Origin of the sequence: Alteromonas sp. McT4-15 (genome assembly GCF_020515205.1) — a bacterium.
In the GTDB taxonomy this organism is placed as follows: Bacteria; Pseudomonadota; Gammaproteobacteria; order Enterobacterales; family Alteromonadaceae; genus Alteromonas.
In genome coordinates this window covers 24,621-40,288 of record NZ_JAJALG010000037.1, presented here as the reverse complement: position 1 = coordinate 40,288, position 15,668 = coordinate 24,621, and the positions used below count along the sequence as shown (strand labels likewise).

At 43.9% G+C, this 15,668-nt stretch carries 14 protein-coding genes; 5 read left to right on the top strand and 9 right to left on the bottom strand.

The annotated features are described in order from the left end of the window. Positions 1-63: 63 nt before the first annotated feature. From LHL20_RS18105 to prlC, 9 genes are all read right to left on the bottom strand, one after another. Positions 64-1,248: a methyl-accepting chemotaxis protein gene (locus LHL20_RS18105; RefSeq protein ID WP_226434286.1), complete on the bottom strand. Its 1,185-nt coding sequence runs from the start codon at positions 1,246-1,248 to the stop codon at positions 64-66. 234 nt (positions 1,249-1,482) lie between these two features. Continuing rightward, the gene (locus LHL20_RS18100; RefSeq protein ID WP_226434285.1) at positions 1,483-1,956 is read right to left on the bottom strand and encodes an Lrp/AsnC family transcriptional regulator; all 474 of its coding nucleotides are present in this window, start codon (positions 1,954-1,956) and stop codon (positions 1,483-1,485) included. 3 nt (positions 1,957-1,959) lie between these two features. Continuing rightward, entirely contained in the window at positions 1,960-2,601 is a 642-nt protein-coding gene (locus LHL20_RS18095) for a hypothetical protein (protein WP_226434284.1), read from the bottom strand. Positions 2,602-2,765: 164 nt separating this feature from the next. Next, positions 2,766-2,975: a transcription antiterminator/RNA stability regulator CspE gene (gene cspE / locus LHL20_RS18090; RefSeq protein ID WP_012519905.1), complete on the bottom strand. Its 210-nt coding sequence runs from the start codon at positions 2,973-2,975 to the stop codon at positions 2,766-2,768. Positions 2,976-3,269: 294 nt separating this feature from the next. After that, positions 3,270-4,898: a ubiquinone biosynthesis regulatory protein kinase UbiB gene (gene ubiB, locus LHL20_RS18085; RefSeq protein ID WP_202262630.1), complete on the bottom strand. Its 1,629-nt coding sequence runs from the start codon at positions 4,896-4,898 to the stop codon at positions 3,270-3,272. 17 nt (positions 4,899-4,915) lie between these two features. After that, complete coding sequence (locus LHL20_RS18080; RefSeq protein WP_226434283.1) at positions 4,916-5,551, bottom strand: ubiquinone biosynthesis accessory factor UbiJ; 636 nt, start codon at positions 5,549-5,551, stop codon at positions 4,916-4,918. Then, entirely contained in the window at positions 5,551-6,336 is a 786-nt protein-coding gene (gene ubiE, locus LHL20_RS18075) for a bifunctional demethylmenaquinone methyltransferase/2-methoxy-6-polyprenyl-1,4-benzoquinol methylase UbiE (protein WP_226434282.1), read from the bottom strand. The genes LHL20_RS18080 and ubiE overlap by 1 nt, the downstream gene beginning before the upstream one ends. Before the next feature lie 99 nt (positions 6,337-6,435). After that, positions 6,436-7,125 carry a DNA-3-methyladenine glycosylase I gene (locus LHL20_RS18070; RefSeq protein ID WP_202262633.1) on the bottom strand — a complete coding sequence of 230 codons (690 nt, stop codon included), beginning with the start codon at positions 7,123-7,125 and terminating at the stop codon, positions 6,436-6,438. Positions 7,126-7,131: 6 nt separating this feature from the next. Then, positions 7,132-9,168, bottom strand: a complete 2,037-nt coding sequence (gene prlC, locus LHL20_RS18065; RefSeq protein ID WP_226434281.1) for an oligopeptidase A — start codon at positions 9,166-9,168, stop codon at positions 7,132-7,134. A gap of 287 nt (positions 9,169-9,455) precedes the next feature. Here prlC and LHL20_RS18060 point away from each other — a divergent pair, with 287 nt between their 5' ends. The 5 genes from LHL20_RS18060 (at position 9,456) to gorA (ending at position 15,485) form a co-directional block, all read left to right on the top strand. Continuing rightward, positions 9,456-10,016, top strand: a complete 561-nt coding sequence (locus tag LHL20_RS18060) for a response regulator (RefSeq protein ID WP_159627495.1) — start codon at positions 9,456-9,458, stop codon at positions 10,014-10,016. 26 nt (positions 10,017-10,042) lie between these two features. Further along, positions 10,043-10,873, top strand: coding sequence for a phosphate/phosphite/phosphonate ABC transporter substrate-binding protein (locus tag LHL20_RS18055; protein WP_226434280.1), 831 nt, complete (start codon positions 10,043-10,045; stop codon positions 10,871-10,873). An 11-nt stretch (positions 10,874-10,884) separates the two neighbouring features. Then, positions 10,885-12,558, top strand: coding sequence for an ATP-binding protein (locus tag LHL20_RS18050; protein WP_226434279.1), 1,674 nt, complete (start codon positions 10,885-10,887; stop codon positions 12,556-12,558). Between the two features lie 58 nt (positions 12,559-12,616). Next, positions 12,617-13,927, top strand: a complete 1,311-nt coding sequence (locus LHL20_RS18045; RefSeq protein WP_226434278.1) for a response regulator — start codon at positions 12,617-12,619, stop codon at positions 13,925-13,927. A gap of 211 nt (positions 13,928-14,138) precedes the next feature. Next, a complete protein-coding gene (gene gorA, locus LHL20_RS18040) occupies positions 14,139-15,485 on the top strand; it encodes a glutathione-disulfide reductase (RefSeq protein ID WP_226434277.1) in 1,347 nt (448 codons plus the stop codon). The last annotated feature ends 183 nt before the right edge of the window (positions 15,486-15,668 follow it).

Below are 15,668 nucleotides of genomic sequence, written 5' to 3'. Positions count from 1 at the left end.
GATGGCAGAATATTGGAAGGTAACCCACCGCCACAGACCATATAATATAATACCTGTAGCGTTCTATGTTACTTTAGAGGGGAAAATCCCTAGAACCCCAATAGCGGCATTAAGAGCCAATAAATTGGTTTGATCGGCAATTTCAGCAATTGTAGAGACCACACTAGAGACATTCTTTCCATCGTTTTGCAGTCGGTCTAACGTAGACGCGGTTTTGTCGATATCCTGCGTAAGGTCAGTTATGGCTTTAGCAGTAGCTTCTACATCATCGCGCCCTTGCGCAACTTGCTCTGCACTAATTTGCGCTTCATTAGCGGCTTGCTTTGAAAGATGTAAGCTCTGCTCCATCTCACCGGATAACGTATCCATGACACTCACGAGCTGTTTAATGTCTCCCTGAAAACTGCTAATTGCGCTTGCAGAATGACCTGTAGCATCATTAAGTGCAGTCGACGAGTGGTTCAGATTGTTCACTGCAACTTGCAGATCCTGCATCCCTTTTAAAAATACATTTAACAAACCCTGTACACTTCGCGTGATGGCATCAAGTTCAGCTAGCTGCTGTTGTGGTAAGTGGGTTGCTAGGCGACGCGAGCTAGCGAGTTCATTAAGCTTTGCTGCCATTGCTTCAATGGGGTTGGCAATGTGCAATTTAGACAGCGCGTAGCCAACAATTGTCACTATCAGTAATAAGACAACAAGAGCAACAATGATCCACTCACTGGTATTAAGTTCAGATGATATTGCCATGGTTCGCGTATTAGCGGCTTGCTCTACGGCCTTTCTCACCTCACTCATTTGAGCATTAAGGGCACTCGATGCCTGTGTTATATCGGCCAAATTGTCACGAGCGGTGTCCCAGCTTACTGACGATGCAGACATGGTAGCCTGAAGTGCTGATATCGCTTTAGTGAGCTTTTCGAACTGTTGCTGTGCACCGCTTGCCCCGGCACTCGATAGAGCTGAAAATTGCGCTGAAACCCCATTCACGATTTGCTTCTTGCGCTTGTCAAACTGCGTGGTGTCTAACGTGGTGCCATATAAAGAGTAAGCAATTAAGACGAGTTCTTTGCTGCCGCTTTGTATTTCGTTTATCGCGCTAAGTGAAGGAAGCGTTTGTGAAACATAAGTATCAACCAATGTCTCAACGCGATTATTGTTTTTTGTAAGCACAAACGCCGCTAATACTGCCACCGTTATAACTAGGGCGTACCCCAGTAAAATTCTCTGCTTTATGGTGTTAAACATGCTCTTCCCTTCTGTTTTGGGGCATGCTTACCTTCACTCCTATTGTTGCTAACAAGCAGTCAGGCTAACGCTGTTTGTACAGTACTGAGTAAAGTTATCGAAGGCACCCGTAGTAACGAATCAGGTTTGTATAATAAACATTGAACAAAAATAGACCGTCTTCAAGTCTTTTTTCTTTCATAGAGATGTATTTATCTTAGGCTAGCCTTGAACGGTCGGGGTCTGTGTCTTTACTTAAAGGTGATTGAGAGGCACGGCTGTTGTGTATTTTATTTGCTCCATGGCAAAGCTTGAAGTAACGTCGGAAAATTCAATACCATTTACTAAACGCTTGTAGAAATGGTCGAAACAGTCCATGTCCGTCACGAGAACTTTTAGTAAATAATCATATTCTCCAGACATGCGATAACATTCAACAACTTCATCAAATGAGGCAGCATGCTTGGCAAATGCAGCTAACCATTTACCGTCGTGTTTGCCGGCTTTAACCTGCACGAATACCGTCATGGTAAGCCCTAACAAGCGCGCTTGAAGCAAAGCAACACGACGAGAAATAATGCCTTTTTCTTCTAACTTTTGAATACGTCGCCAGCAGGGTGTTACGGTGAGTCCTACCTTCTCGGCGATGTCAGCTACAGGTGTTTCAGCATTTTGCTGAAGCAGCGATAAAATGGCGCGATCAGTATTATCAAGTACATTATTCTTCACCGCTTACAGCCACCACGGTTTATTGAAGCTAACGTTTTCAACAGGTATTTCATATTGGAACGGTTCGGAAAAGCCATCCCAAAATGCCGTTTCAAGAGACTCATCGTCAAAAGTAAGCTGTTTATTTTCTTTGTATTGGGCAAGAAGTGTACGGTAGGCGTCTACGGGCATTTGAGGGTTAGACTGCCTGAAAATAACACGGCCTCCAAACTCAGCATAAAGGGCTTTTTCCACCAAAAACTTGATCACTTCGAGCTTGGCAATCTCTTGAATACTTTTGCTGGCTCCTTCTTTTTTATTACGCGCAAATTCACCGCCGAACTTGGTTTCAAACTGCTGTGTTAGGTCAGGGTCTGCAACAATACTGTTACGCTTGGCATAGTCCAGAATAATGCGCTCGAGCACGTTATCAAATGTCGCCATCTGTATTTTGTAATCAAGAAGTGCACTGTATTTTTCTTTTGCTTTGTCACGCATTGTCTTGCGCTCTGCTTCACTTGGTAGAACCGACGCCACAGTAATTGGCTCTCCTAGAACTACCGCGAGTACCTGCTCATCTTGAACATCATCTTCTTGTGCCCAAGCAAAACCAAAGCACATCGATGTTGCAACACACAACAATAAAAATAATTTTCGAATAGACACGTTATTCTCCCTACAAGCAATGCAACTCGAAGACATGAGATAGCACACCTAGTAAAGCATTAAACCGATAACGTTAGCAACACAGAGACGTTGCTAGTTGATAAGAAATAAATGAGGGGATAAGAAAGAAAAACGGCGGTCAATTGACCGCCGTTTTTGAATTCTTAGATAGCTTGCACGTTAGCAGCTTGAAGACCTTTTTGACCTTCTTCAACTTCAAATTCTACTCGCTGACCTTCTGGAAGCGTTTTGTAACCGTCAGAGATGATCGCACGGAAATGAACGAATACGTCCTTACCGCCGTTATCTTGAGTTAGAAAACCGTAACCTTTATCAGCGTTGAACCACTTAACTGTGCCTGTAACTTTAGACATGTCGTATAGACCTCAAATATCGTATTAAATTGCGCATAAGCGCGTGTAACTTAGCTTCTTTAGAGTCTTCAAATTGGCGGAGTATTGGGTCTTACTTACGAATGGACAAACAACTTACAACAAATTACCGGGTAACTCGAGTGGTTTAACATATAGCAAATAATACAAAATCGCGTCTATTTAAAGACTTTGGCCAAAAGCCAAGAACACTATAACACTCTTCGGGACGATTAATATACAAATTAATTGCTAAACTGCGGATTTCATAAATATTTCACCGCAGCGTAACAAAGCTTAGCGCCCGTTTCGCCACGCCATGAACCAGCAAGCAGCACCGATCAAGCCTGTAAATGCAGGGAAATACCACGATATATCGTAAATTGGTAATATAGCCGACATTAATACAAAAGTGGCACCCACCACGCTATAGTGAGTGGTCTGAGTTGTTTTCTTTTGCGCCAATAGTAAAGCGGCGTGCGCTCGTTGTTGCTGTAGCGGCATTTTTTTCATCTGCTGTAGGCTGTCGTACAGCAAATCAGGCATCTCAGGCAGTTTTTCAGACCAAAATGGCAGGTTATCTTTTACCTTGCTCATCATGGCAGTAAAGCCAATCTGCTCTTTCATCCAGTTCTCTAAAAAAGGCTTAGCCGTTTTCCACAGGTCAAGCTGCGGATATAGCTGTCGTCCCAGCCCTTCAATGTAAAGCAACGTTTTTTGCAACAGTACTAGCTGGGGTTGCACAACCATGTTGAATCGACGGGCGGTATTGAACAGTTGAAGCAGCACATTACCAAATGAAATTTCTGCCAGTGGCTTTTGGAAAATAGGTTCGCAAACGGTGCGAATAGCCATTTCGAACTCGTCGATATTGGTATCTTGTGGCACCCAACCCGAGTCGGCATGCAACTGCGCTACCTTGCGGTAGTCACGATTAAAAAATGCGATAAAATTCTCAGCGAGATAGCGTTTGTCTTCGCGATTAAGCGTACCCACGATCCCAAAGTCGATAGCAATATATTTGGGGTTTTCAGGGCTTTCTGTTGATACAAATATGTTGCCGGGGTGCATATCGGCGTGAAAAAAGCTGTCTCTGAACACCTGCGTGAAAAACACTTCAACGCCGCGTTCGGCCAATTTTTTCATATTAGTATTTTGTGCAAGCAACGCGTCAATGTTTGAAATAGGCAGTCCGTAAATACGCTCCATAACTAACACGTTACTACGACAATAGTCGCTATAGATTTTGGGGACGTAGAGTGCATCTGAGCCCTCGAAGTTACGCCCTAACTGAATACCGTTTGCTGACTCTCGCAATAAATCAAGCTCGTCCACTATGGTTTTGCGGTATTCAACGACCACTTCGACAGGTCGCAGTCGTTTACCATCCGGTAACCAGCGCTGCAATACATTAGCCAAACTAAATAGTAATTCCATATCGGCAACTATAGTGTCGCGGATATCTGGCCTAAGTACTTTGACCACAACATCTTCGTTATTCTGTTTAAGCTTGGCAGCGTGCACTTGCGCAATAGAAGCCGACGCCAATGGCGCTTCATCAAACTCGCTAAAGAGCTCGCTTAAATGAGTAATACCCAGCGCCTGCTTAACAATGTCTTGCGCAGCTTCTGAGGAAAACGGGGCAACTTTATCTTGAAGACGTGCTAGTTCATTGGCAATGGCTGGAGGAAGCAGATCGCGGCGAGTCGACAGCATTTGCCCAAATTTAATAAATACTGGACCTAAGCTTTGTAGCGCTAATGTAATACGCTCGCCAGCAGATTTACCCTTGTGCTTGTTGCGCACCCAGAAAATACTGTGGCGCATAGCACGTGCGTACCAAGGCAACCACTTTGAAGGAATAAGCTCATCGAGTCCGTGTTCCAACAATACCTTATTAATTCGGTATAACCTTACAATACGCATCAAAGGCCCTGTCTATATTACTTAATTTTTTCTTCTAAACGACGTAATCTTGCTTCAAGACCGTCGGTACTGTCGCGCAGTGCATTTACTTCATCGCTAAAGTGCATAACGGCGAGTTTATGGGCGGCGAGTTGCTTCTCTTCAACTACCGCATTACCTACCACTCTTCCCAATGAGGATAACGCTTGTAACGATTTTTCATGCAGTGTTTTTGCAACCTTAACGGTTTGGTGTGCAAACACATCATTGGTTTTTTTCGCGAGCAATTCTTCAACATCAATATCGAGTTGCTGAAAAAGCGCGCTTACTTGCTGGGCTACATTGAGCTCGCCCTCTAAAAACAGTGCTTTTTGCTGAATAAGGCGAGTTAACTGGCTTGTCTCTTTAAGTTCAGGCAAGGTGTTAAGAGATGTTTTTATGCAGCAATCTTTTGCGCCAAGCGTTGCCACGACTTCTTCAAACGAGCCTTGCTCGGTCAGTACGTCAACCCTATCTGAAAACGACAAGGTGATGCCATAAGGCAATGGCGATACAAACGCAGTCAGTCTCGCTCCCGATAATGCCTTTAATCGCTTTTCGCTATCCTCATCCAGCGAAAGTACTTTATTGATGGCTGTTTCAATGGATGCCGCTACAAGGGCTGAGGTTGGCATTAAAACTTATAACCTCTATGCAGGGCCACAATGCCCCCCGTTAGGTTTTGGTAGTCGCATTGCTCAAAGCCAGCTTCTTCAAACATTCCCTTTAATGTTTCTTGATCTGGGTGCATACGAATACTTTCGGCAAGGTATTGGTAACTTTCAGCATCATTTGCAACTAACTGCCCCATCTTAGGCAAGATATGGAATGAATACATATCATACACTTTACTAAGCTGTTCAGAAGTTGGCTTTGAAAACTCCAAAACCAACAATCGGCCGCCCGGCTTAAGCACACGGTATATAGAATTTAGCGCGTTTTGCTTTTCGGTAACGTTTCGAAGACCAAAAGCCATAGTAACAACATCGAAGTGATTGTCGGGAAACGGCAATGCTTCTGCGTCAGCCTGAACATAATCGATATTACTTACAAGGCCGCGGTCGCGTAATTTATCGCGCCCAACTTTTAGCATCGACAGGTTGATATCAGCTAGGGTGACGCGGCCCGTTGGCCCCACTAAACGAGAAAACTTAGCGGTTAGATCGCCAGTTCCACCAGCAATATCCAACACTTTGTTGCCTGAACGTACGCCACTGCAATCAATCGTGAAACGTTTCCACAAACGGTGTACGCCCATCGACATAAGGTCATTCATCACGTCATATTTAGCTGCAACCGAATCGAAGACATTGGCAACAAGTGATGCTTTTTGCCCCTTATCAACTTGCTTATAACCAAAGTGCGTCGTTTGCTCTTGTGCTGAACCCATTTGCGAAGTGGGAGTCTGATTGTCGCTCATGACAGTCCTGTTCTATGAATAATGTCTTAAAGCCGAAGTGTATCGGATTGTAATGGTAAGCAAAAGCTTTAAACCCCAAGACAGCATTAATCGAGCAAGTTAGTTTACTCGATTATTGGTGCCCCAACTAAATGCAACAATGGCGCTTATTTCTTGTAGCGAACGTCCGCTTTCTTTTTGCCATGTGGCGAACGCGTTATTCGCTGCAGCAAGCGATTTTTTGGACGTCAGCCCACCATCAATAATGTCGTGCTTGCGCAGATAATCTTCAACGTCACGCGAAAACAAAAACGTATCTATACCCAATGAACGCAACATATAAGGGCCAGTGTTTCCACCTAGCCGTGCACCACGCTTTTTGAGAAACTCCCATAAACTGGTGATATTGCTTGCATCAAAGCTTGCGACAAACTTACCAAAACTGCCGTGCTCTCTTGCTACATCTTTAATCATGATGGCGTTATCTCTCACCGTCATCACTTTTTTGTAGTTTCGAACAATGCGCTTATCTGTTGCTTTTTGCTCAAGCATTTCATCAGGCATTAGCAAAACTTTGTCGATATCAAACCCGAAAAAAACGGTTTCAAAATCGGTCCATTTCTGTTCAATAACACGCCAGACAAAACCAGATTGAAATACCTTCTTGGTCATTGCAGCTAAGAAGCGATCGTCACTAATCGCTTCAATTTCATCTTTAGTCAGCGGCGCCTGAAGCATAGCTTCAAGCACCTTCTCACCACCTTTGCGTTCACACGCTCTGCGGTAAATAGATTCAAAAGACTCTGCCATGTACACCTAGCCCTTTATACCGCTATGGCGAAGTAATGCATCGACTTTAGGCTCTCGCCCCCTAAACGCAACAAACAGCTCCATCGGTGGCTTGCTGCCTCCCATTTCAAGGATATTTTCAAGAAATGCTTGGCCCGTCTCGCGATTAAAAATACCGTCTTCTTCAAATTTACTATAGGCATCGGCCGACAACACTTCAGCCCATTTGTAACTGTAGTAACCCGCGGCATAACCACCGGCAAATATGTGTCCGAAGCTATTTTGAAAACGATTAAAAGACGGTGGTGTAACCACTGCGACTTCTTCACGCACGTTATCCAACGTGCCTTGTACATCAACGTCACTGCCTTTCTCGCTGTGCAGCAAGAAATCGAACAAACTGAATTCCAACTGACGCACCATTTGCATTGCAGATTGATAATCTCTGGCTGCTAACATACGCTCAAGTAAATCAGCAGGAAGCGGTTCACCTGTTTCGAAATGACCTGAAATGAAATTCAGCGCATCTTCTTCCCAGCACCAGTTCTCCAAGAACTGACTAGGTAGCTCTACGGCATCCCATGGCACACCATTAATACCCGATACACCAGCTGCCTTCATTTTGGTCAGCATGTGATGAATGCCATGGCCAAACTCATGGAATAATGTCACCACTTCGTCGTGGGTAAACAATGCAGGCTTGTCGCCTACAGGGGCGTTAAAATTACACGTGAGATAAGCAACCGGTAGTTGAAGTTCGCCACTTTGCGTTTCACGACGTACACGGCATTCGTCCATCCAAGCACCGCCACGCTTTTTGGCACGCGCGTATAAATCAAGATAGAAACTGCCGCGCATTACGTCTGCATCATCAGTAATAGTAAAATAGCGTACATCCTTGTGCCATGTGTCCACACCAGGTTGCTCGATAACCTTCAGGCCATACAAGCGGTGTACAACTTCAAACAAACCTGAAAGTACTTTATCTTCAGGGAAGTAAGGGCGAAGCATTTCATCAGAAATGGTGTACTTTTCTTGCTTTAACTTTTCGCTGTAATACGGAATATCCCAGGCTGCTAATTCTGATACGCCGTGCTTGTCTTTAGCGTATGCTTCAACCTCTTTTAATTCGCGCTCGGCTTGTGGTTTAGAACGGCTCGCTAAATCGCGAAGAAAGCCTACGACTTGCTCAGTCGAATCAGCCATTTTGGTGGCCAAGGAGCGCTCTGCATATGTATCAAAACCCAATAGCTCTGCAAGCTCTGTACGAAGCACTAGTGTTTCTTTAATAATATCCGTGTTGTCCCACTTACCCGCATTAGGTCCCTGCTCTGACGCTTTGGTAGCATATGCGCGGTACATCTCTTCACGTAAATCGCGATTGTCCGCATACAACATCACGGGTAAGTACGAGGGGATATCAAGGGTGAACAGGTAGCCTTGTAAGTCTTTTTGATGCGCCGCTTGTGCAGCTGCCTCTAACGCAGACTCAGGCATGCCAGCAAGGTCACTTTGGTCGGTGACATGCTTTGTCCAGCCCATAGTGGCATCCATGACGTTATTAGAAAACGTAGAGGACAACTCACTCAATTTTGCCTGAATTTGAGCAAATCGCTTTTTCTTTTCCTCGGGTAACGCTACGCCCGATAGTGTGAAATCGCGAATTGCGTTTTCAACGACTTTTTGCTGCTCTTGTGACAGTGTACTGAATTCATCAGATTCTTTTAACGCGACATAGGCGTTGTACAGCCCTTCGTGTTGTCCAACCCAAGTGCCGTACTCTGAAAGTAGCGGCAAGCATGCGTCATGTGCTTCACGCAATTCATCACTACTAACAACGCTATTCATATGTGATACAGGAGAAAACATTTTCCCCAAGCGATCATCAACTTCTTCTAATCGCAGAACCACGTTTTTGTATGAGTAGTCGTTTGACGCCACTACTTCTTCAATTTCGTTTTTGCACGCTTCAATCGCCTTTTCTATAGCGGGCTTAATAGAGGCCGGTGTAATAGAAGAAAAAATAGGTAGTCCATCTACCAATTCAATTGCTGGTGTCGTCATAAAATATCCACGCTAACTTTGATTTAAAAAATATCATGGGGCTTAGCAACGTAAATGCAAGCTAATCTTCACTTAATTGACTCCCTCTTGTTTTACTCCTAACTTTACATATGTGTTCACTTGGTTTGTTATTCTCTTACGCTCACACTCACACCTTTTATTCAGCGAAAACGAGTTATCATCGAGGCCAAAAAATGTCACTAATGTCACATTTCATCCTTTTGTCTAGTTTGTCTTAAATTGCCGAAAGCCTATAATTTGACCACTGAATGCTAAAAGGCGAAAACATGAAGACATTAACCTCTGGCGAAATTGCAACTTACTGTGACGTAAATTTGCGTACCGTTATTCGTTGGATAGAAAGTGGGAAGCTAAAAGGCTTCAAGCTGCCAGGGCGAGGAAATAATCGCGTTTTGGTAGAAGACTTCATCGAATTTCTAGAACGCCATGAAATGCCCATCCCAGACGCGTTGAAAGGTACGGTCATACCATCAATTCTTATTGTCGATGATGAATTACCAGTTGCCAAATCCATACAACGTGTGGCAAGGCGCGCTGGTTTTGACAGCTACATCGCTACTGGCGGATTTCAGGCTGGTATCATGTTAAGCCAGTACGAACCTAAGGTAATGACGCTTGATTTAAGCATGCCGGGCATGGATGGTTACAGTGTAATCGACTTTACGCGTGACCAAGAAAAGTACAAATCGCTTAAAATTGTCGTCATTTCAGCACTTGATGAAGCTAGTTTAGAGCGTGCACTTGAAATTGGCGCCGATGCAACTTTGCAAAAGCCATTCTCGAACCACGATCTGACCATGGTTCTAGAGCAATTTATGGCTGTGTAAAGCGTCTTTTTATAGAAGGATATGATGTGAGAAACGCGTTTATCGTCGTGCTTATTGCCCTGCTGTATGGCACAGCATCAACAGCGGTGTGCGCACAAGGCAAAACGCTGACCTTCGGTGTAGTTCCGCAGCAATCGCCAAAACGAATGGTTGAAATTTGGCAGCCGCTTATCGACTATATAAGCGAGTATTCAGGCATATCCATTACGTTCAAAACCGCGAAAGACATCCCATCTTTTGAGGCCGAAGTGGCAGATGGCGTCTATGACATTGCGTATATGAACCCTTATCATTTTGTGGCCTTTAACGACCTTGTTGGATACCACGCACTTGCTCGACAACGCGATAAGGAGATTAAGGGCATCATTGTGGTTCATAAAGACAGTCCTATTCAAAACCTCGCTGAATTAAATGGCAGCGAACTTGCCTTTCCTGCACCTGCGGCCTTTGCTGCCACGATTATTACCAGCGCTCAATTACGCAAAAACAATATTGCATTTAGGCCACGCTATGTAAATTCGCACGACTCCGTCTACCTCGCAGTTCAGCGTGGCTTTTTTGAAGCTGGCGGCGGTATTTTACGAACCTTGAGTAGTATTCCTGAAAGCGTGAGTAAGGATATTCGGGTATTGTGGGAAAGCGATGGCTATACCCCTCATGCAATCGCTACCCACCCCAACATGGCACAAAAGGATAGACAAGCTATCCTTAATGCATTGATAGCAATAACAAATGATTCAAGCAAAATGTGGATCTTGGAAGGGCTTGGTTTTAGCGGCTTTATACCCGCTGAAGACAGTGACTGGGACGATGTAAGGTCGCTTGGCATTCCCTCTCTTTCAAGACCGCATTTTTGAACTAGGGATTTATGCGACTGTCTCTTCGAACAAAAACCATAATCGGAATAGCATTTACCGCACTGCTATTGCTTTTGGTACTTGTTGTGACCGTATTTAATCAACTTAACGAGCTGGTTGACAATAGCGTAAAGAAATCAGCCGATACGTCGGTTGCTCTATTTGTATCGACCACAAAAAATGCTTTCCTTAGCTACGACTTATCGTCTTTAGAAGCGGATGTTGCTGAAATATTGACAAACCCCAATATTGCCTATGTCAGAGTTAAAGATAAAGAAGGCAGAATTTATGTAGAAAATGGAGAACCCACGGCCATTTCCCGTCCGTTTCGCGAAGACAATACTGTCGCGACCGCCAGCGATGGCATTTACGATACCCGTGCACCAATAATGGTGAATACTACACTGTATGGCTTTGTGGAAATCGGGCTGAACATTGCATCGGTCACTGAATCTGTCTCTAGAGCGAGAAATTGGACACTCACAATTGCTGCGTTTGAGTTAGTTCTTGTCGGATTATGCTCCTACTTTCTTGGTTCGTACTTAATGTCTCAGCTTGTCCGCCTTCACGAAGGTGCCAAACATCTTGGCGAGGCCGTTGACAAGAATAACTATCAAGATGTGTTTATTAGTGTGCGAGGGAATGACGAACTCAGTGAACTTGCTGAAGCATTCAATCAGCTAGTTGATAAGCTCAAAGAAGAGAACGAGCAACGACAACGCGCGCAAGATGATTTAAAAGACCTTAACGCGTTACTTGAAGTCAAAGTGCAAGACAGGACAGCACAGTTAAATCAACGAAATGTTCAGCTAGAAAACGCCAATCGAGATCTTAAAGAAACCCAAGTTCAATTACTCCAAGCTGAAAAAATGGCATCTGTTGGCCAACTAGCCGCAGGTGTCGCCCATGAAATCAACAACCCAGTCGGGTTTGTGAGCAGTAATATTTCAACACTTTGTGAATACGTTGCTACGTATCAAATGCTCTTTACGCAACTTGAGGTTATTAGTAACACTCAAGATGAAGATCAACAGCGTAAAGCACTAACCGATTTTAAGTCGCTTCTTACAAAACACGATATGACATTTATCAACGATGACATAACTGACTTGCTAAACGATTCTAAAGAAGGGCTGCAACGGGTTGCCGATATTGTAAAAGGCTTAAAGCTCTTTTCCCGTGTTGATAGTGATGAAATGCAACAACACAGCTTAAATGATTGTGTACGCACCACCCTTGCCATGGTTAACAACCAACTCAAGTATACTTGTAATGTAGAAACGCATCTTGGCAACATTCCAGATATTGCTATGAATGTAGGCAAAATTTCACAGGTAATTACCAATTTGCTTATTAATGCAGGGCAAGCCATAGAAAGCACCGGCCAACACGGCACAATAACTATCACTACTGAAACGGTGGGCGAATTTGTGAATTTGTATGTTAAAGACACGGGTTGTGGAATTCAGCCCTGTCATTTGGACAAGCTGTTTAATCCGTTTTTTACCACAAAACCAGAAGGACAAGGTACTGGCTTGGGACTGTCAATTTCATTTGGTATTGCACAAGAGCACGGCGGCACGCTATCAGCATCTAGCAAAGAAGGAGAAGGCAGTTGCTTTGTACTAGCCCTTCCACTCGTGCAGCCGGTTTCACCACCTAGTGATGAGAAAGACAAAACATGAGCCCTATGTCTTCGATAGGTACGCCCCAAAAGAGATTAGTTTTTAAGGATAAATGTTTATGACTGAGCCTAGCGCAGAAAACAAGGTGACTTACACGGTCCTATTTGTAGACGATGAGCCCAACATCCTTCGTGCCATCAAGCGCGCGCTTTTTACGATGGATATTACATTGTTGTTAGCTGAAAGTGGCGCAAAAGCATTGGAGCTTCTAGAAAAAAATGAAGTTCATGTGGTTATTTCAGACATGAAGATGCCGCAAATGTCAGGCGCAGAATTGTTAGAGCAAGTCGCCATTAATTACCCTGAGACATTTCGTGTGGTGTTAACCGGCTATGCTGATATTGAATCAACGATTAAAGCGGTAAACCAAGGAAAAATACATCGCTACTTACAAAAGCCTTGGGATAACCAAGAATTGGTGGCTGCGGTAGAAGAAGGGCTAGAGCGCGTAAAACTTAAAGCGGAAAACGAACGCTTACAAAAACTAACTCGTCTTCAAAATAAAAAGCTTAAAGACGTCAACTCCTCACTTGAACAAATGGTTCACAAGCGTACGCGTCAAATAAAGGCAGCACTGAATAAAATTGAAAAGCATAATTTAGCTATGGAGCAGGTGCTATTTAACGTTATCAGTATTAACCCACACATTAATGGTAAATTCGCAATTGAAGTAAGTGAATTGGCGACAAAATTAGCGCGCACGGCGAAACTAGAAAAAGACGAGATAAAACAAATTCGTTATGCGGGCCTTATTTGTGAATTAGGGCTATTAGGGCTTGAAACTGAAGACTTTCTTGGACCGTTCGCTAAGCTGAAGTATCAGCAACAGCAAAACTATTTGTCACAGACCAAACAAGCCGCTCTGATACTTGCACCAGCCCATGAATTGCATGCTGTTTCAGACATTATTGAATTTCAATTTGAGCACTACAATGGTTCCGGTCTAAATAAGAAGGTGGCAAAAGAAATCCCCGTAGGATCTCGCATTATCGCAATTGCACGGGATTTTTGGCGTTTAGTAACGGGCAGAATGACAGGTGCAGAGATGAGCCCTCGAGACGCTAAAATAGAAATGAAGAAGCACAGAAATACCCGTTACGACGCGGAATTTTTGGATTTGTTATTAGCATCAGACGATATATCAACGTCTAAATTGCTGCACGCCTCGCTAAAAGCATCACAACTTAAGTCAGGCATGGTGTTATCGCAAAACTTGTATAACGATAGCCATATTCTTATTCTGCCCGAAGGGCATGTTTTCTCAGAAGCGACTATTCAGAAACTTATTAAATTTGAAAAGGAACGCGGAAAAGCGTTCAGTATTCAGGTAGAACCAGAAGAAGTTGTTGATTCACCAGAAGATTCATAAAGTCGTTATTTTACATAGTGCCTTTTATTTGGCTTACGCCATCCCCATGATTGAAATAGATGAAATGACGACCGGTATCATCCGGTCTAGTCAATCACTAACAGTTTTCTATGGCACATTATCTTAAAGAGATACCGTTTCACTTATGTTAAGTTAGACTTATAGTTAAGTGATAACGCGGCTCGCCTAAACGACTCTAAAGGCTCTATTTATGACACATTTTGATTATATCTGTATTGGTGGTGGAAGCGGCGGTATCGCATCAGCCAATCGCGCAGCAAAACACGGTAAGAAAGCAGCAATTATTGAAGCAAGTGACATAGGTGGAACCTGTGTAAACGTGGGCTGTGTACCTAAAAAAGCCATGTGGTACGGCGCACAAGTTGCTGAAGCCATCCATCGTTATGCACCTGAATATGGGTTCGATATTTCAGTCAATCACTTTAGTTGGGATAGCTTAATTGCTAGTCGACAAGCCTATATTGAGCGTATTCACGCGTCGTATGACCGCGTACTTACTACAAACGATGTCACACTTATCCGCGGTTTTGCAAAGTTTGTTGATAACAATACCGTCGAAGTTGATGGTGTTCAGTACACTGCTGACCATATCACCATTGCAGTGGGTGGCCGCCCTATCATTCCAGATATTGAAGGCGCACAATACGGCATAGATTCGAACGGTTTTTTTGCTCTTAAAGAGCAGCCAAAACGCGCGGTTGTGGTGGGTGCAGGCTATATTGGCGTTGAGTTAGCTGGCGTGTTACATGCTCTGGGTACTGAATCGCATCTAGTAGTTCGAAAGCACGCGCCACTTCGCAACTTTGACCCGCTTATTCACGAAACCTTGGTTGACATGATCCATGCAGAAGGCTGCAAACTGCATAATCATACCAGTGTCGAGAAAGTAGAAAAGGCAGACGACGGCGAGCTTTCTGTCTTCCTTACAAATGGGGAAGTGCTTAAGGCTGACTGCCTTATTTGGGCCATTGGTCGCGAACCATCGACCGACAAAATTGATATTGAAAACACCGATGTTGAGTTAAACGATAACGGTACCGTTAAGGTAGATAAGTACCAAAACACAACGGCGAAAAACATTTATGCGGTGGGCGATATAACCGGAGAAGCTGAGTTAACTCCTGTTGCGGTTAAAGCTGGCCGCCTATTAAGCGAGCGCTTGTTCAATGGGCAAAAAGAGGCCCACATGGATTACACCAACATTCCTACTGTCGTGTTTAGCCACCCTCCAATCGGCACAATTGGTTTAACGGAGCCTGAGGCCATTGAGGAATATGGCGAAGATAATATCAAAGTCTACACATCGAGTTTTGCGTCTATGTACACCGCAGTTACGCGCCATCGTCAGATGACAAAAATGAAGTTGGTATGCGCCGGTAAAGACGAAAAAGTAGTTGGCCTGCACGGTATCGGTCATGGCATGGACGAAATACTTCAAGGTTTTGCTGTTGCGATAAAAATGGGAGCGACAAAAGCAGACTTCGATGCATGCGTAGCCATTCACCCCACCAGCGCAGAAGAATTCGTTACTATGTAGATCTCTTTATGGAAAACCAAATTTAAGGTTTTCATAATCTGTAAAACTGAACTACCCTCATTAAAGACGTATCTTTTTTGAGGGTATTTTTATGGTTTACTTGGTGTCTGTAAACCTGTGAATGAACCGTCAAGTCAACTAATGCGAAGGCGAAAAATTAAATACAGCACTTTTAGACTTGCA

Excerpts from the sequence above, each read along its gene's own strand:
- LHL20_RS18070 (WP_202262633.1), bottom strand. The coding sequence starts at position 7,125 with ATGGCAGAGTCTTTTGAATCTATTTACCGCAGAGCGTGTGAACGCAAA.
- LHL20_RS18045 (WP_226434278.1), top strand. The coding sequence starts at position 12,617 with ATGACTGAGCCTAGCGCAGAAAACAAGGTGACTTACACGGTCCTATTT.
- ubiB (WP_202262630.1), bottom strand. The coding sequence starts at position 4,898 with ATGCGTATTGTAAGGTTATACCGAATTAATAAGGTATTGTTGGAACAC.
- gorA (WP_226434277.1), top strand. The coding sequence starts at position 14,139 with ATGACACATTTTGATTATATCTGTATTGGTGGTGGAAGCGGCGGTATC.
- LHL20_RS18080 (WP_226434283.1), bottom strand. The coding sequence starts at position 5,551 with ATGCCAACCTCAGCCCTTGTAGCGGCATCCATTGAAACAGCCATCAAT.
- ubiE (WP_226434282.1), bottom strand. The coding sequence starts at position 6,336 with ATGAGCGACAATCAGACTCCCACTTCGCAAATGGGTTCAGCACAAGAG.
- LHL20_RS18050 (WP_226434279.1), top strand. The coding sequence starts at position 10,885 with ATGCGACTGTCTCTTCGAACAAAAACCATAATCGGAATAGCATTTACC.
- LHL20_RS18105 (WP_226434286.1), bottom strand. The coding sequence starts at position 1,248 with ATGTTTAACACCATAAAGCAGAGAATTTTACTGGGGTACGCCCTAGTT.
- prlC (WP_226434281.1), bottom strand. The coding sequence starts at position 9,168 with ATGACGACACCAGCAATTGAATTGGTAGATGGACTACCTATTTTTTCT.
- LHL20_RS18060 (WP_159627495.1), top strand. The coding sequence starts at position 9,456 with ATGAAGACATTAACCTCTGGCGAAATTGCAACTTACTGTGACGTAAAT.
- cspE (WP_012519905.1), bottom strand. The coding sequence starts at position 2,975 with ATGTCTAAAGTTACAGGCACAGTTAAGTGGTTCAACGCTGATAAAGGT.